This is a genomic window from Caballeronia pedi, from assembly GCF_001544915.2.
Taxonomy (GTDB): Bacteria; Pseudomonadota; Gammaproteobacteria; order Burkholderiales; family Burkholderiaceae; genus Caballeronia; species Caballeronia pedi.
On the sequence record NZ_FCOE02000008.1, the window covers coordinates 80,020 to 95,934 of the forward strand.

A 15,915-nucleotide genomic window follows, 5' to 3' on the forward strand; every position below is an offset into this window, starting at 1 on the left:
GCACCTATTTCAGACATGCTGCAGAGCGCGTGAAGACGCGCCTTCTCCCGCTGACGGATGCGACGTTCGAGCGCGGCCGCGCCACTGAACCGGCGATCGATGAATGCGCCCAACATGGCGAGAATCGCGACCCACGCGATCCATCCGGCAGCGAAACTGTCGAAATGGTTGCTGAACCACGCGCCGCCCAGCATGGCGGCAGCGAACACCAGCATGACGAGAATGAACGGCGGACAGTGTTCGTGCTCGATATGCGTGTTGCTGCAGGCTCCCAAGCCCAATTGGTAGCCACTCAACGAATATCCGCCGATGGAGTGATTCATTCCGTTCTCCAAACTGTTGTCGATTTGCGCCGTCACAAATTTACTCAGTTGGAGACGCCAGCAACACCAGATAATTCCGAACAATGCGTTTTCGGCGTTTCGCTGTTGACTTCCGCAAAACACCGAAAATCACGCCGCGCGACCCTTCACTTCGCTCCGGCGAACTCCTGAATATCGGCATCGGCTTCGCCCGCGAGCGGCACGACGCCGGACGGTCCCGTCGCATGCGGATGCAACAGCAGCGCGACCAGCCCGCTCCAGCCCGTCTGATGCGAAGCCCCCACGCCGCGCCCGTTGTCGCCGTGGAAGTATTCGTGAAACAGCACGAGATCTCGCGAGCGTGGATCGGCCTGAAGCAGCGGATACGCGCCCATCACCGGGCGTTCGCCGTTCTTATCGAGCAGGAACAGCGTGGTCACGCGGCGCGCGAGTTCGTCGGCGATCTGCGAGAGCGAGAACTTCTGCCCCGAGCCGGTCGGATATTCGACGCGAAAATCGTCGCCGTAATAGCGATGAAACTCGCGGATCGATTCGATCAGCAGATAATTCACCGGCATCCACACCGGACCGCGCCAGTTCGAATTGCCGCCGAACACGCGCGAGTCCGATTCCGCCGGAAGATAGCGGATGCTGAAGCTCTCGCTGTTGTGATAGAAGACGAACGGGTTGTCCAGATGCACGCGCGAGAGCGCGCGCACGCCGTGATCGGAGAGGAACTCGGTTTCGTCGAGCATGCGCGCGAGAAGCGCTTTCATCCGATGTCCGCGCAACAGCGACAGCAGCACGCTGTTGCCCTGCCCCGCCACGTTCCAGCGCGACACGAGCCGCGCGAGATCGGTGCGATGTTCCAGGAACCAGTGCAGGCGCTCGCGCAACTCCGGCAGCGAGCGATACACCTTCGGCTCCAGCACGTGCACGGCGAACAGCGGAATCAGCCCGACGATCGAGCGAATGCGCATCGGGATGTTCGAGCCGTCCGGTAGACGCAGCTTGTCGTAAAAGAATTCGTCCTCGCTGTCCCAGAGACCGGTATCGCAGTTGTCTTCGCAACTCACGGCCTCGGCGATATACAGGAAGTGCTCGAAGAACTTCACCGCGATATCGACGAATACCTTGTTCGCGTACGCCAGCTCCAGCGCGATGCGCATCAGGTCGAGCGCGTACGCGGCCATCCACGCGGTGCCGTCGGCCTGATCGATGTGACCGCCCGTCGGCAGCGGCGATGAGCGATCGAAGATGCCGACGTTGTCCAGCCCGAGAAAGCCGCCCTGAAAGATGTTCTTGCCGTCGGCGTCCTTGCGGTTGACCCACCACGAGAAGTTCAGAAGCAGCTTGTGGAACACGAGTTCCAGAAAATCGCGATCGCCCGTGCCCGTGATCGCGCGATCGATCTCGTAGACGCGCCAGGTCGCCCACGCATGCACCGGCGGGTTTGCATCGCTGAAAGCCCATTCGTAGGCGGGCAACTGGCCGTTCGGATGCTGATAGCGGTCCTTCACGAGCAGCAGCAACTGACGCTTCGCGAACTCCGGATCGATCAGCGCGAACGCCGCCGCATGAAACGCGAGATCCCAGGACGCGTACCACGGATATTCCCACTTGTCCGGCATCGACACGATGTCCGCGTTGCACAGATGCCGCCAGTCCACATTGCGCCCGAAGCGCCGCTGTTTCGGCGGTTTCGGCTGGAGCGGATCGCCGTCGAGCCAGCGCGTCACGTCGAACTGATAGAACTGCTTCGACCACAGCATGCCCGCGAGCGCCTGGCGCTGCACGAGCCGCTGATCGGCATCGACGATATCGTGTTGCAGCGCGCCGTAGAACTCGTCCGCTTCCGCAAGACGGCGCGCGAAGAGTCCGTCGACGTCGAGCGGCACGGCGTCAGGCGCGGATTCGGGCCGCCAGCGCAGATACACCACCGCCTTGCCGTGCGGCGCGAGTTCCAGATGCGCATGCGCCGCCGCGCGCGTGCCTGTGTCGCGGCGGATCGCGTCTGCGTCGCCGTGCAGGATGTAATCGTTGAAACCGTCCTTGAACGGTCCTTCGCCTTCCATGTGAAACAGGCGCTCGACATTGGTCTCGTTCTCGCAGAAAAGCCATTCGATATCCTGATCATCCGGCGACCATGCGGTGACGACCATCGGCTCGTGGTTGCCCTGTTGCGCGAGCACGTATGTTCCCTCGCCCTGCACCGTCTCCACTTTCAGCGACGGCTTCACCGGCGTCGGCTTCCACGACCACGTATTGCGCGCCCAGATCTGCGGCAGCACGTCGAGCGCCGCGGACACGTCGCCGCGATTCTCGATCGTCACGCGCATCAGGATGTCGTCGGCCGTGTGCTTCGCGTATTCGACCTGCACGTCGAAGTAGCGCTCGTCGTCGAACACGCCGGTGTCGAGCACTTCGTACTCGGGCATGTCGGCGCCGCGCCGCGCGTTTTCATCGACGAGATCGGCGTAGGGAAACGCCGCATGCGGGTATTTGTAGAGCATGCGCATGTAGGAGTGAGTCGGCGTGCCGTCGAGGTAGAAGTACAGTTCCTTCACGTCCTCGCCGTGATTGCCTTCTTGGTTCGTCAGACCGAAGAGCCGCTCCTTGATGATCGGATCGCAGCCGTTCCAGAGCGCGAGCGAGATGCACCAGTTGAGTTTGTCGTCGCCGAAGCCGGCGAGACCGTCCTCGCCCCAGCGATACGCGCGGCTGCGCGCGTGATCGTGCGGGAAGTATTCCCACGCGGTGCCGAATTCGCTGTAATCCTCGCGGACCGTGCCCCACTGGCGCTCGCTCAGATACGGGCCCCAGCGCTGCCAGCGCGAGCATTCCTTCGAATGGAGCCGCGAGCCCTCGACGGTGTCGAGCTGATTGACGGGGCGCGATTTCGGCATGGACGTCTCCTCGTTTGCGAAGGCAAGACAGCAGGCAAGACTGGTAATTTAGCGCGTTTCAGCCGGCGTCGAGCAGCTTCTCGACGCGCAGCAGCTCTGCGAGCGACCACGCCTGGAATGGCGTGCCGCCGGGCGTGTACGGCGCGTCGCCATCGGCGACTTCGCTGACGTGATCGAGGCCGTAGTGATCGAGATGCGCGTACAGCGGCGCGAGAAAGCGCTCGCGCGCGCCCGCCGCGCCGTGCACGCGCACCCATGCCTCGACGAACGGCCCGATCAGCCACGGCCACACGGTGCCTTCGTGATACGCGCCGTCGCGTTCCAGCACGCCGCCCGCATAGCGCGCCTTGTACGCCGGATCGGACGGCGCGAGCGTGCGCAATCCGAGCGGCGCGAGCAGTTGCGTTTCGACCTGCGCAACGACGGCGCGCGCGATATCGCCATCGACGAGCGGAAACGGCAAACCGCCGACCGCGAAGATCTGATTCGGACGAATCGAGCGATCGAGCTTGCCGGACTCGTGATCGGCGTCGACGACATCGAAGAGCGTGTGCGCGTCCGGATCGACGAAGCGCGCGGCGAACGCGCCCTGCGCCTGATCGCGCAACGCCTGCCAGCGCGGATTCCACGCGCTCGCGATCGAGAGCGCGTTGATCCACAGCGCCTGCACCTCGACCGGCTTGCCGATGCGCGGTGTCACGACCCAGTCGCCCGCCTTCGCGTCCATCCAGGTCAGTTGCACGCCGGGCGTGCCCGCGCGCAGCAGGCCGTCGGTATCGGCGGCAATGTTGAAGCGCGTGCCGCGCGCATAGCCTTCGAGAATGGCTTCGGCGGCGCGTTGCAGGCGGCTCGTGGTCGCGGCGTGCGCGTGGTTGGTCGCCAGATAATCGTGCACGGCGACGACGAACCACAGCGAGGCATCGACCGAGTTGTACTCGGGCAACCCGCCGCTGTCCGGGAAGCGGTTCGGCACCATGCCTTCGGAGATCGTGTCGGCCCATTCGAGCAGGATCGATTCCGCTTCCTGATAGCGTCCCGATGCGAGCAGCAGACCGCGCATCGAGATGAAGGTATCGCGGCCCCAGTCGGTGAACCATGGAAAGCCAGCGATGATGGTGCGCCCGACGTTGCGGTTGACGACGTACGCATCGGCCGAGCGCGCGAGCCGCGAGCCGAACGCCGCGCGGCGCTCCGTTTCCCGCGCCGCCAGCCGCGCTGCATGCGCGAGCGCGCTGTCTTCGAACGGTTTATCGTGGCCCGCGTGCGCGTGCAGGATCATCACGGCATCGCCGCGCGTGAGGTCGAAGGTGAAGACGCCGGGCGTCGCGAGGTCTTCGGTGAAATCGAGGCCACGCTCGCGCTCGCGCGCATAGCAGAAATTGCGATACCAGTCGGGCGCGTGATCGTAGGCGCCGTTCGACGTCGCGCAGATGGCGGGCAGATCGCCGTAGGGTTGCCATTGCACGCGTTCGCCTTCCAGTGTGGCGTCGAAGGAAAACGCGGGATTCTCGTGATGCAGCGCGTGATAGTCGCGTCCTGACAGGAGCGGGCGCACCTGCAGGCGTGCGGTCGACGCCCCTTCGAGACGCCAGCGCAGCACGGTTTCGCGGCTCTCCTTCGCCACCAACACCTCTGCGATGACAGTCGCTTCGTCGTTGATGCGAAAGCGCCACGTCGGCCACGGTTCGGTGTCGAAGGAAAGCAGGCTCGCGGATGTGTCCGGGTAGAGCACGTCGGGGGCGTAGCGCTGCATCGTCAGGGGAAAGCGCGTGCCGTTCACGTCGAGCCACGCTTCGATGCCGTTCACGAGCACGACGCGTCCGGCGGGCGGCTGCGTCGCGGCGAGCAGGAGCGCGTGATAACGCCGCGTGCGCATCGTGCCGACGGTGCCGGATGCGAAGCCGCCGCTCGCATCGGCCTCGAGCCATTCGTCTTCGAGACGCGCGGCGTCGATCGGCGTTTGATCGTTGCGTTCGATGCGCGTCATGGGGTTGCCTTCTGGCGATATGCCTTGAGCGCCTTGCGGGCCTTTTGCTGGATTGCGCGTTGCATCTGCGGCGTCCAGCCGAAAAGCCAGCCGCTCACGCCGAGCGCCTGTCGGCTCCAGCGCCAGAGGTCGAATACATCGGTTTGTTCGACGATGAGGCCGTCGCGGATCGCGAAACGCGACTGGATGGCGTTGACGACGGTGTTGCCTGTGGCGGAATACGTATAGCGCGCGATGGCTGTGGCGCTCGCCGTCTGACCGATGGAGTCGATGCTGTCGTAGGTGAGCGTGAAGTCGGTCGCGCGGCCGAGGAGCATGCGCCACATGTCGCCGGCTTCCGCGCCGCGCAGCACGCCGAAGGCGGGGTCCTGGAAGTGGATGTCGGGGGCGTAGCAGGCGGACATCGCTTCGGCATCGCGGTTCTGGAACGCTGTGTAGAAGCGTTCGATCAGGGCGGTGTTGGCGTTGGGCATTTGTTGTTTTTGCGCTTGTCGCTGGTTTGGCTTTTTCGCCGGATCCCGTATTCGTGCTGGTCTATTAGCACGCCCCTGTGCGGGGCGGCAGTCACTTTCTTTGCTGCTGCATCTCAACAAGGCGTACACTCGGAGTCAGAATTCGGCAGTTCGTTCTAGTTCATCGGCCCAAAACCCTTATGGAGCAAGGATCGCCGTACAATGGACCTCTATTAACTGCTGTTTTCTGCCCCGAACTAAACCTTTCTCGTCAGAACTCTGTCGGGGGGTAGATAGGGGGGTTAGAACTAGCTCTAACCTGAGGCCCCTGCGATCATGGCATCGACCCTTAACAAACTCTCACCTGCTGGCGTCAAGTCGGCGGCGACTCCCGGCTACCTTCACGACGGCGGTGGCCTGATTTTGCAGGTCACCAAGACCGGCGCAAAAAGCTGGCTGTTTCAGTATAACTTTTCGCTGCCGCCTGTGACCGAGGGCGACAAGCCGAAGCGCGTGCGCCGCGAGAAAGGCCTCGGACCTTACCCGCTCGTGACACTCGCACAGGCCCGCGACAAGGCCGAGGCCCTGCGCCGCCTGCGGGCCGACGGCGTGATAGACCCGATCGCGCACGAGCGCACCGAACGCCTTGAGGCCGCGAAGGTCGCCCGCCAGCAGGTCCGGTACAGCGATGCGATCGAGCCGTTCATGACTCAGCGCAAAAAGGACTTCAAACAGCAGGACCGGCAAGCGGCGACATGGGAACGCAGCTTCGCAGAAGCGGGCAAGGTCCTGTCGGCCTACTACCTGCACGAGATCACGCCCGACATGGTGGTCGAGTCCATCATGGGTATGTGGCATGAGAAACGGCAGACTGCCGAGGACACGATCATGCGCCTGAACGCCCTGTTCAAGTGGGCGAAGGCCAAGCGCCTGATGCCGCAGGACAGCCCGGCACGCTTGACGGGGCTGCTCGATCAACTGCTGCCGAAGCAGGTCAAGCAGCGCACGCACAGGCCTGCCCTCGAATGGAAGGACATGCCCGACTTCATGACGAAGCTGCGGGCCTGTACGCGGCCTGCTGCCGCGCCGATGGAGTTCATCGTGCTCACGGGCACGCGGGTCGAGGAAGTACTCGCGATGCCGTGGAAAGAGATTGACCTCGCAGCCAAGGTCTGGGCGATCCCTGCCGAGCGCATGAAGGCAGGCAAGGCGCACGACGTGCCGCTCTCACCTGCTGCGATCGCACTGCTCAAGGCACAGGCGAGCTACAAGGACGCCAAGCCCGATCCCGAGACACTTGTCTTTACGACCCCGAGCGGCGCCCGTCACTATGCCTCGGCCTTGAGCAGCGAACTGCGAACCTCGCTCGGATACAAGCAAGGCGAAGTCACGATGCACGGTATGCGGTCGTCCTTGCGCACTTGGCTGCGTGCTCAGAACGTCGAGCATGACATCGCCGAGTCGGCGATCGCACACGACACGCGCAAGTCGCTCACTAAGACCTACGAGCGCACCCGCTTTTTTGAAGAGCGCACGCCGCTGATGAAAGATTGGGCGATGTTCCTCGACTCGGCCAACAAGGTCGTCAAACTGCCGAACGCCCGCGCCTAAGAACTCCCGCACCCTGCAATGAGCGAGGCCCCGCATGTCGGGGCCTCTTCGCTTCATTCGCTCAAGCCGTGCTTCAGTCGCTCGGCATCCGCAGCTTTCTTATTGAGCCAGTCGCGCACCTTGCGTTTCAGGTAGCGATAGTTTTGCTTCCCGACCTTGAACGGTGCAGGCCAGTCGGGGTCGTCCTGCTCAAGTCCAATGACGACGCTCACCGAGGCTCCGATCATCTGCGCCGCGCCTGCGCGATCGGTCGTCTCGATGTCCTCGTTCGCGGCCTTGCGTTCTTCACGGTCCCAGCGTTCCTGAATCTTGCGTGACTCTTCGAGCAGCATCGGGAACAGCGATGCATCAGGCTCGATCGGGCCGAGCGTGGTTGCCTTCGGCGTCGTCACCTTCGGCGGCAGCGTCGGTGGCCCGAGCACTGCCGCAGGTTGATCGACGATCGGCAGGCGGCGCGGACGACCGGGGCCGCGTTTGGCCGGCAGCGGATCAGCCTTCACGGCTGCGGCGGCTTTCTTGGTCACTTGCTTCCCTCCCGGTGTCGGCGTCATGGTGCTGTCCTAATAAGATAGAGAATCGCCCACGTCGAGGCCGTGATCGCGAGGACCAGCAGTGTGACCGTCAACATGAGCATGAGCCAACCGAGCACGCGTGAGACAAGCCGCACACGGTTTGCAGGCACGAAGCCCGGCAGGCGATCATTCATCGCTTGGCCTCGCTCACCGGCTTGGCCTCGCCGGTGAATTGCGCTGCGTATGCAAGCTGCTCGCGAGCAAATCGCTTGATGTTTTTTTGGCCGTAGCGTGTGCCCGTATCGGGCCACTTCGTGATCGCGAGCAAGGCATCGAGCATAATCTTTTCACGTTCAGTCATCGTCAGCGTCCTCGTCCTCTTCGTTAGCTGCACTCACGTCGAGCGTGCCCTTGATCGTGTGCTTAAGCACGGTCATTATCTTCGCAGCCTCGTCTTCGTTCGGATGCACCTGAAGCCGCCACGCAAAGCCGCAGGTCCCGCCCTCGCGCGGTGTGACACGCAGCTTGTTCAGCTTCGCGTCAGTGAGCAGGACCTCATTCTTTTTCGTGCCGATGTGCAGCGCCAGCGACACAGGCGATATCGAGCCGTTCCACGTCAACGGACCCAACTGTGGGAACTTGAGGTTCGGCATATGCCCGGCATCCTTGCCGAGCAGGTCCGGGTCCGCATCGGTGCGAAACAGTGAGGGCCGCAGATCATCGTCAAGCCGATCGAGCGCCATGTTCGGCAGGTCGGTCTCGCACTTCAGATCCATCGCGAGGACTTCATCGTCGCCGTGGCGCTCGGTGCGCACGTTGACCTGTGTTATGCGTAGCTCGTGCTGCTGGAAGTCAATCATGGTCGTGAGGCTCCGAGGACATTCTTGCGATCACGGTTTGCGCCTTGGCGAACGAGACCGCCTCGGCCTGAAGCGCATGGATAGCAGCGACCGCCAAATGGTCGGGCAGGTCACAGATACCCTGATGCAGGTTCATCATGATTAGGACGCCGCCGAAGAAAGCGCGCTGCATGTCAAGCCGCTGGCTTTCGCTCGCATCCTCGGGAATGTTCGCCTTCGCGAATCGGGCGAACTCAGTCACGAGCACGTCGGACGAGTAGTAGATCGTCATGACTGGTCCCCTTTGTCGGCGGGTTGCCAGAACCGTTCGAGCAGGTCATCGGCCAAGTAGCCGCCGAACAACTCGCCGTCCTGCAAGATGCTTTCGACGTGCGACATCGCGTCGAGCAGTTGGCAGGCCTGTGCGAACAGAACGTATCGATAGCCGCCGATCGAATACGGCACCATGTTCAGATCGAGATAGCCGCCTGCGTCGAGTGCCGATGCGACGATATGGTGTTCGTCGAGGTGGAAGCTGCACTCGTGCAGGTCGCTCGCGTCGCTTCTGATCCGTTGCACGGCGGCGAACGCTGTGAGGATCGCCCGCACGCCGTCACGCATTTCGGCCTCGCCGTCGTAGGGCCTGTGCTCAAACAAGGCGAGGGCTTCACACGCAGCGGCGAGCGCGGCCTTGGCGACCTGTTGCTGTGCCTGCTCGTCGGGTAACTGTAGATTTGCACTCATGCTGTCGCCCCTTGTTCGTCATCGCCCTGGCGGTCGCCCAGGCGATGCATCGCAGCTTCGTAAAGCCCGGTGAGTTCCTTCCGTTGCTGCTCGTCGGCGACGTGCTGGATCAGATCGGCCGCGGCGGCGATGCCCTCGCTATCGATACGGCGCTCTGCGGCCTCGATCGCGCTGGCGACCTCGGCATAGGTCACGACGACAGATTCGGCCTGAGCAGGCTTTTTGCCTGTCTGCTCGTCCTGCGGCGGCTTGCCTTTACTCTTCGCGGCGGCGAGCTTCGCCTGATAGTGCTGGCGGGCCTTCGCTTTCTCGTCCTCGTTCGTGAGCTTCGAGGCGATCTCGCCGGCCGCCTTCAGTGCATCGGCGGTCTGCGCATCGTCGATGGCCTTCATGACCGAGGCGAGCGTGACCTTGCGCAGCTTCGACTTGACCGACTCGCCGGGCGTACGCGGCGGCGGCGGCGCGGCTGTTTTGAGTTCGCCGGTCGTCGGGTCAATCTCTTCGACACGGCCCATGTCTACGGCCTCGCGCACGAGTTCAGCGATCGGCAGGCCGCGCAACACGTCCGGGAACTGATCGCGTAGTGCGAAGCCGCGCGCCCGCATCTGCAACATGCGCTTGGGGTACTTTTGCCAAACGTCCTTCCCGACGAGGCCTGCGGTGCGTGCATCGTCGATGCTGAACCGGGCCGACTTGTCCGCCTTGCCGTAGCGCTTCGCGATGCAGACCGCCGTCATGTCCTCTGTGCCTTCGTTCTCGTAGAACTCGATCACGTCCTCACAGGCCGGGCTGGCGGTTACGAGCGCGAGCACGGCATCGCCCCACAGCGAAGGGCGGTTGCCGATGACCGCAATGTTCTGCAACGACTGCATCGGCTTGAGGCCGAGTTCGTTGCCCCACTGCATGGCGACTGCGCATTTCTCAGGCTCGTTGATATAGTCTTTGGGCGCGAGGCCGCTCTCGGCGACCATGCGAGCGAACTCCATCAACTCGGCATAGGTACGCGGCGCGATGTCGTTCGATTCATCGACCTGCGTGATTACGTCATTCGTCATCGTTCAACCCCTTCGGTTTAGTGAAACGGAAGTCGACATACTCGGTCGGTGCGACCTCGTAGCCCTTGCGCTGCACGATCTTTCGGCGGTACTCGCCGACGCCCGGCAGCTTGCCGATCGCGGCATCGCCCATCAGGTCAAGCAGGTGCGCCTTGCAGCCTTCGACGACCTCGTCATAGCCATCGCGTCGCTTCTTCGCCGATACGAGCGTCGCGTGCCAGTGCATGGCTTCGCCGGGCAGTTCGATGACGCCGCCGCCCGTGCCGGGATAGAGCCGCTTGAGCAGGCCGATCGTGCTCGGGTGGGTGTAGTCGAACTCGGGCGGCTCGTCGCGTTCGACGCACTGCCAGAACTCATGCTCGTTGTCGATCACGAGTTCGACGACTTCCGGGTCACGCTCGATGTGATAGCGGCACAGCGAGTTCCCGCCGACGCACGCAATGAGTTCCCACTCGGGGTAGTCGAGGACAATCATGTAATGCATGCATTGCAGGTAGTAAGGCTCGGGCACGATCGACGAGCCTTCCTCGCCCCACTCGCCGCTGTAGCGATGCACCATCAGATCGACGTTCTTAATCTCGACGCCGACCTTCACGCCGCGACGAAGGCGATCGACATTGGCGCGCATCCACGGATACTTCGGATGAGTCAAGGTCTGGTGGCGCTGATAGACCTGTATGTCGTATTTCTCCGAAGCCCAGTTCGCGATCGCAGGCTCGACGAAGCGGCCAGCCATCATGCGCTCGTTGTCCTCGACATCGGCGACCCGGCGTTTTTTGCGCTCGAACAGTTCGCGGCGGGTCACGCGCGCATCGAGGCCGCATGCTGCTGCGCACTCGCTGCCGCCGATGCCGAGGCTTCGCGTCGCCAGCATCGTCGCTCTGTCGATTTTGTTCATCGGGAATTACCTCGCTGATAATAAGCGTGATACGGATTCGGACACGGCAGTTAATCCGCGTAGAGCGCTGTTCGTTAGTTCAAGGCTTGAAAATTAGACCCTCGTAAGGCAAATGAACAGGGCGAAATTTTTACTTCGAAAGGATATCTAGATAATCCGGCCTGTAAGTAGTCGGCGAATAAATCTAGAATTGGCTTTAAGTATTAGATGCATTCGTAGTACTGCATTCGGATTCGTGAAAGTCAACCCTCTGATGGTTGTCTAAACAATAAGTCAGGGTTGAGTGAATGTCGCAGTTTTCCATACGGGTAATCCCCGATGGGTCGTGAGTCCATAAGGGCGATCGCAGGCTCGGGCGACTCCAAGTTACGTGCCAGCGCGCATATCAGTTTTGAATCTTAGCTAATGCTAGTTACTCCGCGTTCGCATTAGTTCGAGTTAGTTAATTCGAGTTCAGACGTTCAAAGTTAATAAAAACTCCTTAATTCGGTCGAAACTTTTTTTCTTGCATTCGGCCTCTGTCGGAAACTACTCTGCACGATAGTCCTGTCGCGAGTTAATCACGACAGCTATTTGCGGCACGACAAAAATAAAACAGCCGTCCGACCGATCGATGCATTAACCGTAGTGAGGAACGACATGGTTTCCGACAGCGCAATGCCGAATAGTCCCGTTCGCACTTTTCGCCAGCAGGCGTGGATCAACGCCCACGAACGCCAGTCACAGCACGAGGCCGAGGACCTGTTCGGTTGGTGGTGTTCGATGCGGTTGCAGGGCCGCATTTCGTCGGCCTGCGAAGGCTCCCTGTCGGCTTGTCTGCGACAGTTCAACGTGACACAGCTCGCGCCGCTGCCGATGACCTTCGAGTGACGATCATGAACGCCATTGTCGGCGTCGCGATGGACAACTTGCCTTCTATCGCTGATGCAAAACTCCCGAGCGTCTATCGCAATGCGGTGACAGCGCTCGAACAGGCGACCAAGATCGACGAGTGCCAGTCATGGGCCGATAAGGCGATGGCGCTCGCTTCCTATGCCCGTCAGTCGCGTGACGACACGCTCTGCAAGATGGCCGTGCGAATTCAGAATCGGGCGAGCCGCCGCTGTGGCGAACTGCTTGCACAAGTGCCGCGCAATCCGGGCGGTAGTCCGACGCACAAAGCTACTCGGGTAGGCGTTAACCCAAGTAGCCCTTCGAGTGAGTTCGTTACAGATGGCCTAAAGCACGTCGATGGAATTTACGCGGCTGGTCATGACGCAAAAATGAGCACAGGTCAAATCAAGACGGCACTGCGCGTCGCTGCTGTGCCGGAAGACGTGTTCGAGGAACAGGTCGAGAGTGACGATCCGCCGAGCGTCACGAAGATGGCCGAGCAAGGCACTAAGCCACGGCCTAAACCGCTGATTGACCTCGAAGGCATCAAGCCGCAGAACTTCCGTGACGCGACCGAACTCGGCGGCTTGTTGCACCGCCTCGAAGAGTTCTGCAACACGCATGACCCTGCACAGGTCGCACAAGGGTTCAAGGCTCACGAGTGCGTCGTGCTGCGTGCCCATATCACTGCCGCAGGTCATTGGCTGCGTGCGTTCGCTGACCACTTGCCCGAGGGCCGATAGTCATGTTCAGTCGATCAGAACTCACGCGCGAGATAGCGCGAATCATGCTGCGTCTCGAACAGCGCAAGCTGCCGAAGCATCCGGACTGGATCACGCAGGCCATCATGCGCAGGCATCCGTTGCCGAAGGTGACGAAGCACGCGGACTTTTACGAGTACAACACGCGCGCCAACGTGCGCGAAGCAGTCGCCGCTCAAGTGCGCAGAGCGAAGCTAAACACAGAGGCCGTGCCTGATCGGCAAGGTGTGCTCGAAGGCTTCGAGCGGCTTCAGAAAGAGTACTTGGTCGAGCGTGACGGAACAGAGGTTGCGATGCCGATCGAGAGCATGAGTGACGAGCAGCTTATGGAGCAGTTCTACAAGCTACAGGCGATGGAGAAAGGACTGTTCCAGCACGGACAAGAAATCCTGCGGTATATCGACCTGCGCCGTAGCGCGAGAACCGGGACATGAACGACATGGCTCGCATTCGCACCGTAAAGCCGAAGCTGTTCACGCATGAGGCGTTGTTCGATGCCGAGCACGAGTGCGGCCTGCCCTTGCGACTCGCGTTCATCGGCCTGTTCACCGAGGCCGATCGCGAAGGCCGCTTTCAGTGGCGACCGCGCACGCTCAAGGCCGCGATTCTGCCCTTCGATGACCTCGACTTTTCACGCGTGCTCGACGCGTTAGCCACGCGTGGCTTTCTCGTGAAGTACGCGTCGCGCAGTGGGGAAGTACTCGGCGCGATTCCGACTTTTCGCCATCATCAGGCGATCAACAACAAGGAACAGGCTTCGGAACTCGATGCACCGAGCGCCGAGGATATCGCGACTTGGCGAACCCTCGCGGGACAAGGGAATGCGGACGCGTTGCGAACGCGTGAATCACGCGTGACCCACGCGTCACCGGGCAGGCTTAGGAATTCGCGAGGGGAAGGGAAGGGAAAGGAAGGGAGTAAACCTAAAACCTTAAAACCTAAAACCGAGGGTTCTAGCTCGTCTCGTCAGCAAACCTCGCGCGCACGCACGAGGCACGGTGACGATGATCGACGAGACGAGACGACCCTCGCCTTGAGAAAAATTGCGGAGGAAGCCGGGCTTCGGCTGACGCCGAAAACGGCGAACGGCATTGAGGCCGCAGCAGCCGAAGGTGTCACGTCGGCGAGCTTCGCGCATGCGATCGCAGCTGCGGTCGAGCACGGCGCGCACGACCGAGCCGCCTATGCGCTCAAGACCGTGCGGGCATGGCAAGCCGAAGGCAGTGAGCCGCCGCTCAACGGCAGACATGCAGGCCCGCGCTTCGATGAAAAGAACGAGGACCGGAAGCGCTGGATGGCCGAGATCGGCGCACACGCAGATGACGACATGCCGACGATCGACGTCGAAGCAACGGAGGTCCTGCATGGCCCGCGTTCCTGACCACGTTATCGACAGCCTGTTCCGACGCATGGCTGCGATGTATGGCAGTGCCTATGTCGACAAGTGGCGTGCTGTGCCGATCAAGGACATGCGCGAGCAGTGGGCGCAAGGCCTTGCGTTCGTAAGTTCCGATGACCTGCGCTACGGCATCGCGCGGCTGTTCCACCATCCCGGCCCGCCTGACCTGCCGACGTTCATCGGCCTGTGCCGTCATGAGGCTGTACCGCTCGAACATCGACCGGCCCTGACCAACGGGCGTTCGCCGATGACGCCTGAAGGCCTCGCAGAACTCGCACGCATCAAAGGCATCGTCAATGCGAATCCTGCAACGCTGCCGAACGCGCCTCGGGCCGATGGGATTCAATGGGCGTACAAGCTGCTCGACAAGGCGACGCGCGGCCAAGCGAACGCGCATCAGGTCGCCTTCGCCGAGGACGCGATCAGCCGGTGGAAGGCCTCGCATCATGTCGCGGCGGATGCCGACAACGATGCACCGCTCGAACTGCCGAAGCGCATCGCGAGTCCGCATATCTACGGCGATCGTGAGCCGGGCAGCGATGACGAGGTGCAGCCATGAACGTGACTCTCGGCGTGTTCATCGAACACCTTCGTAACCCGAACTATTCGATCGACGAGGCCGAACGTGCCCGCATCGCGACGTTGGTCGAAGTGCTCGACTTCGAGTACATGCGAGCGATGGAAGCATTGCACCGCATTGCGCTGATGACCGGCTATCGCGTGCCCGATGGTGACCTCGTGCTCGGCCTGCCGCAGCATGTCGCCTTCATGATCGCAGGGGAAAATCAATGATTCGCTACGAACAGGACCGCCGCACACGCGCAGAGCAAAACCTGCTGTCGGCACTGCTGCGCAAGTCCGAGAACATTCGCCATTGCATGAACGTGCGATGCGATGACTTTTCACACGATCAGCACGGCATGATCTTCGCCTCGATCCGGTCACTGATCGACGACGGTGAAGCGGTCAACGTTGAGAGCGTGCATGCACATATGCAGACATGGCATCGGGTCAACGTCTCGACGTATGCCTACCTGCTGACGCTGGCCGAGCTACGTATCGCGACCTGCTACACAGGCCTTTACGCGGCTGCAATGCTCAACGGGAGGAAGTCATGACGAACCCGACCTTGACGCTTGACCTCGGTGGCGAAAAGCCGCTCGTGACGATCGACGATCAAGCCGTCGCTGGTGTCGTGCGTGTCGATGTCGAGGTAACGCCCGATGCATTGCCGACGCTCGTGCTGCGTGTCGTAGCCTTCCGCTTGATCGGCGGCGACCTGCCGAAGGTCCCGAACTTCGGCGGCCTCGTGCGTGTGCATCGTGATGACCGGAGCGAATGACCATGAGCAAGAAAGCCAAGCAGGCAAGCGAGCGCATCGCCGATGACATGATCGAGCAGCCGGTCGATGAATGGGTCCCGGACTACGATCACGAGTGCGAGAACTGCGGCGAGACGCCAGTCGTCACCGGCGTGCATCGCGGCATCGTGGTGGTTGCGACCGGCATGTGCGGCTGCTGCACATGGGGCGAAGCGGCCTGCATCGATCCTGCGCAGTGGTGAGCCGACCATGACC

The 15,915-nt window shown here is 61.8% G+C and carries 21 protein-coding genes; 11 read left to right on the plus strand and 10 right to left on the minus strand.

All coding sequences use genetic code 11. The features are described from left to right. The first annotated feature begins 29 nt into the window (after positions 1–29). Positions 30–494: a hypothetical protein gene (locus tag AWB80_RS43235; protein ID WP_143328031.1), complete on the plus strand. Its 465-nt coding sequence runs from the start codon at positions 30–32 to the stop codon at positions 492–494. Here AWB80_RS43235 and AWB80_RS14305 read toward each other — a convergent pair. Genes AWB80_RS14305 through AWB80_RS14315 form a run of 3 tightly spaced genes read right to left on the minus strand, consistent with a single transcriptional unit; the run spans position 470 to position 5,668 of the window. Next, complete coding sequence (locus tag AWB80_RS14305) at positions 470–3,208, minus strand: MGH1-like glycoside hydrolase domain-containing protein (RefSeq protein WP_061175324.1); 2,739 nt, start codon at positions 3,206–3,208, stop codon at positions 470–472. The genes AWB80_RS43235 and AWB80_RS14305 overlap by 25 nt on opposite strands. Positions 3,209–3,266: 58 nt before the next feature. Next, positions 3,267–5,195 carry an amylo-alpha-1,6-glucosidase gene (locus AWB80_RS14310; RefSeq protein WP_061175325.1) on the minus strand — a complete coding sequence of 643 codons (1,929 nt, stop codon included), beginning with the start codon at positions 5,193–5,195 and terminating at the stop codon, positions 3,267–3,269. Then, positions 5,192–5,668 carry a nuclear transport factor 2 family protein gene (locus tag AWB80_RS14315; RefSeq protein WP_061175326.1) on the minus strand — a complete coding sequence of 159 codons (477 nt, stop codon included), beginning with the start codon at positions 5,666–5,668 and terminating at the stop codon, positions 5,192–5,194. The genes AWB80_RS14310 and AWB80_RS14315 overlap by 4 nt, the downstream gene beginning before the upstream one ends. A gap of 315 nt (positions 5,669–5,983) precedes the next feature. On the opposite strand from AWB80_RS14315, the gene AWB80_RS14320 reads away from it, so the two are divergent. Next, a complete protein-coding gene (locus AWB80_RS14320) occupies positions 5,984–7,258 on the plus strand; it encodes a tyrosine-type recombinase/integrase (RefSeq protein WP_087131273.1) in 1,275 nt (424 codons plus the stop codon). A gap of 53 nt (positions 7,259–7,311) precedes the next feature. Here the strand turns inward: AWB80_RS14320 and AWB80_RS14325 are convergent, their stop codons facing one another. The 7 genes from AWB80_RS14325 to AWB80_RS14350 all read right to left on the minus strand — a co-directional run bounded on the left by AWB80_RS14325 (position 7,312) and on the right by AWB80_RS14350 (position 11,306). Next, complete coding sequence (locus AWB80_RS14325; protein ID WP_061175328.1) at positions 7,312–7,809, minus strand: hypothetical protein; 498 nt, start codon at positions 7,807–7,809, stop codon at positions 7,312–7,314. A gap of 151 nt (positions 7,810–7,960) precedes the next feature. Then, positions 7,961–8,131, minus strand: coding sequence for a hypothetical protein (locus tag AWB80_RS43950; RefSeq protein WP_160147439.1), 171 nt, complete (start codon positions 8,129–8,131; stop codon positions 7,961–7,963). After that, on the minus strand, positions 8,124–8,630 hold the full coding sequence (locus tag AWB80_RS14330) for a hypothetical protein (RefSeq protein ID WP_061175329.1): 507 nt from the start codon (positions 8,628–8,630) through the stop codon (positions 8,124–8,126). The genes AWB80_RS43950 and AWB80_RS14330 overlap by 8 nt, the downstream gene beginning before the upstream one ends. Continuing rightward, entirely contained in the window at positions 8,623–8,901 is a 279-nt protein-coding gene (locus tag AWB80_RS14335; RefSeq protein WP_061175330.1) for a hypothetical protein, read from the minus strand. Before AWB80_RS14335 ends, AWB80_RS14330 begins: the two co-directional genes overlap by 8 nt. After that, positions 8,898–9,353, minus strand: a complete 456-nt coding sequence (locus tag AWB80_RS14340; RefSeq protein WP_143328032.1) for a hypothetical protein — start codon at positions 9,351–9,353, stop codon at positions 8,898–8,900. Before AWB80_RS14340 ends, AWB80_RS14335 begins: the two co-directional genes overlap by 4 nt. Beyond that, positions 9,350–10,408, minus strand: a complete 1,059-nt coding sequence (locus tag AWB80_RS14345) for a hypothetical protein (RefSeq protein ID WP_061175332.1) — start codon at positions 10,406–10,408, stop codon at positions 9,350–9,352. The genes AWB80_RS14340 and AWB80_RS14345 overlap by 4 nt, the downstream gene beginning before the upstream one ends. Beyond that, positions 10,398–11,306, minus strand: coding sequence for a YqaJ viral recombinase family nuclease (locus tag AWB80_RS14350; protein ID WP_061175333.1), 909 nt, complete (start codon positions 11,304–11,306; stop codon positions 10,398–10,400). Before AWB80_RS14350 ends, AWB80_RS14345 begins: the two co-directional genes overlap by 11 nt. A gap of 639 nt (positions 11,307–11,945) precedes the next feature. Here AWB80_RS14350 and AWB80_RS14355 point away from each other — a divergent pair. From AWB80_RS14355 to AWB80_RS14395, 9 genes are read left to right on the plus strand one after another with little or no spacing between them, the layout of a single operon-like run. After that, positions 11,946–12,176 (plus strand): hypothetical protein, encoded by a 231-nt coding sequence (locus AWB80_RS14355; RefSeq protein ID WP_061175334.1) that lies wholly within the window; start codon positions 11,946–11,948, stop codon positions 12,174–12,176. 5 nt (positions 12,177–12,181) lie between these two features. Further along, positions 12,182–12,922: a hypothetical protein gene (locus AWB80_RS14360; protein WP_143328033.1), complete on the plus strand. Its 741-nt coding sequence runs from the start codon at positions 12,182–12,184 to the stop codon at positions 12,920–12,922. A gap of 44 nt (positions 12,923–12,966) precedes the next feature. Continuing rightward, positions 12,967–13,374, plus strand: coding sequence for a hypothetical protein (locus AWB80_RS14365; protein WP_143328034.1), 408 nt, complete (start codon positions 12,967–12,969; stop codon positions 13,372–13,374). Continuing rightward, on the plus strand, positions 13,371–14,321 hold the full coding sequence (locus AWB80_RS14370) for a hypothetical protein (RefSeq protein ID WP_061175337.1): 951 nt from the start codon (positions 13,371–13,373) through the stop codon (positions 14,319–14,321). Before AWB80_RS14365 ends, AWB80_RS14370 begins: the two co-directional genes overlap by 4 nt. After that, positions 14,305–14,898 carry a hypothetical protein gene (locus AWB80_RS14375; protein ID WP_143328035.1) on the plus strand — a complete coding sequence of 198 codons (594 nt, stop codon included), beginning with the start codon at positions 14,305–14,307 and terminating at the stop codon, positions 14,896–14,898. Before AWB80_RS14370 ends, AWB80_RS14375 begins: the two co-directional genes overlap by 17 nt. Further along, a complete protein-coding gene (locus tag AWB80_RS14380) occupies positions 14,895–15,131 on the plus strand; it encodes a hypothetical protein (RefSeq protein ID WP_061175339.1) in 237 nt (78 codons plus the stop codon). Before AWB80_RS14375 ends, AWB80_RS14380 begins: the two co-directional genes overlap by 4 nt. Beyond that, on the plus strand, positions 15,128–15,457 hold the full coding sequence (locus tag AWB80_RS14385) for a DnaB-like helicase N-terminal domain-containing protein (RefSeq protein WP_061175340.1): 330 nt from the start codon (positions 15,128–15,130) through the stop codon (positions 15,455–15,457). The genes AWB80_RS14380 and AWB80_RS14385 overlap by 4 nt, the downstream gene beginning before the upstream one ends. Next, entirely contained in the window at positions 15,454–15,681 is a 228-nt protein-coding gene (locus tag AWB80_RS14390) for a hypothetical protein (protein WP_061175341.1), read from the plus strand. Before AWB80_RS14385 ends, AWB80_RS14390 begins: the two co-directional genes overlap by 4 nt. Positions 15,682–15,683: 2 nt before the next feature. Continuing rightward, the gene (locus AWB80_RS14395; protein ID WP_061175342.1) at positions 15,684–15,902 is read left to right on the plus strand and encodes a hypothetical protein; all 219 of its coding nucleotides are present in this window, start codon (positions 15,684–15,686) and stop codon (positions 15,900–15,902) included. Positions 15,903–15,915: the final 13 nt, after the last annotated feature.

Excerpts from the sequence above, each read along its gene's own strand:
- AWB80_RS14305 (WP_061175324.1), bottom strand. The coding sequence starts at position 3,208 with ATGCCGAAATCGCGCCCCGTCAATCAGCTCGACACCGTCGAGGGCTCG.
- AWB80_RS14310 (WP_061175325.1), bottom strand. The coding sequence starts at position 5,195 with ATGACGCGCATCGAACGCAACGATCAAACGCCGATCGACGCCGCGCGT.
- AWB80_RS14315 (WP_061175326.1), bottom strand. The coding sequence starts at position 5,668 with ATGCCCAACGCCAACACCGCCCTGATCGAACGCTTCTACACAGCGTTC.
- AWB80_RS14320 (WP_087131273.1), top strand. The coding sequence starts at position 5,984 with ATGGCATCGACCCTTAACAAACTCTCACCTGCTGGCGTCAAGTCGGCG.
- AWB80_RS14325 (WP_061175328.1), bottom strand. The coding sequence starts at position 7,809 with ATGACGCCGACACCGGGAGGGAAGCAAGTGACCAAGAAAGCCGCCGCA.
- AWB80_RS43950 (WP_160147439.1), bottom strand. The coding sequence starts at position 8,131 with ATGACTGAACGTGAAAAGATTATGCTCGATGCCTTGCTCGCGATCACG.
- AWB80_RS14330 (WP_061175329.1), bottom strand. The coding sequence starts at position 8,630 with ATGATTGACTTCCAGCAGCACGAGCTACGCATAACACAGGTCAACGTG.
- AWB80_RS14335 (WP_061175330.1), bottom strand. The coding sequence starts at position 8,901 with ATGACGATCTACTACTCGTCCGACGTGCTCGTGACTGAGTTCGCCCGA.
- AWB80_RS14340 (WP_143328032.1), bottom strand. The coding sequence starts at position 9,353 with ATGAGTGCAAATCTACAGTTACCCGACGAGCAGGCACAGCAACAGGTC.
- AWB80_RS14345 (WP_061175332.1), bottom strand. The coding sequence starts at position 10,408 with ATGACGAATGACGTAATCACGCAGGTCGATGAATCGAACGACATCGCG.
- AWB80_RS14350 (WP_061175333.1), bottom strand. The coding sequence starts at position 11,306 with ATGAACAAAATCGACAGAGCGACGATGCTGGCGACGCGAAGCCTCGGC.
- AWB80_RS14355 (WP_061175334.1), top strand. The coding sequence starts at position 11,946 with ATGGTTTCCGACAGCGCAATGCCGAATAGTCCCGTTCGCACTTTTCGC.
- AWB80_RS14360 (WP_143328033.1), top strand. The coding sequence starts at position 12,182 with ATGAACGCCATTGTCGGCGTCGCGATGGACAACTTGCCTTCTATCGCT.
- AWB80_RS14365 (WP_143328034.1), top strand. The coding sequence starts at position 12,967 with ATGCTGCGTCTCGAACAGCGCAAGCTGCCGAAGCATCCGGACTGGATC.
- AWB80_RS14370 (WP_061175337.1), top strand. The coding sequence starts at position 13,371 with ATGAACGACATGGCTCGCATTCGCACCGTAAAGCCGAAGCTGTTCACG.
- AWB80_RS14375 (WP_143328035.1), top strand. The coding sequence starts at position 14,305 with ATGGCCCGCGTTCCTGACCACGTTATCGACAGCCTGTTCCGACGCATG.
- AWB80_RS14380 (WP_061175339.1), top strand. The coding sequence starts at position 14,895 with ATGAACGTGACTCTCGGCGTGTTCATCGAACACCTTCGTAACCCGAAC.
- AWB80_RS14385 (WP_061175340.1), top strand. The coding sequence starts at position 15,128 with ATGATTCGCTACGAACAGGACCGCCGCACACGCGCAGAGCAAAACCTG.
- AWB80_RS14390 (WP_061175341.1), top strand. The coding sequence starts at position 15,454 with ATGACGAACCCGACCTTGACGCTTGACCTCGGTGGCGAAAAGCCGCTC.
- AWB80_RS14395 (WP_061175342.1), top strand. The coding sequence starts at position 15,684 with ATGAGCAAGAAAGCCAAGCAGGCAAGCGAGCGCATCGCCGATGACATG.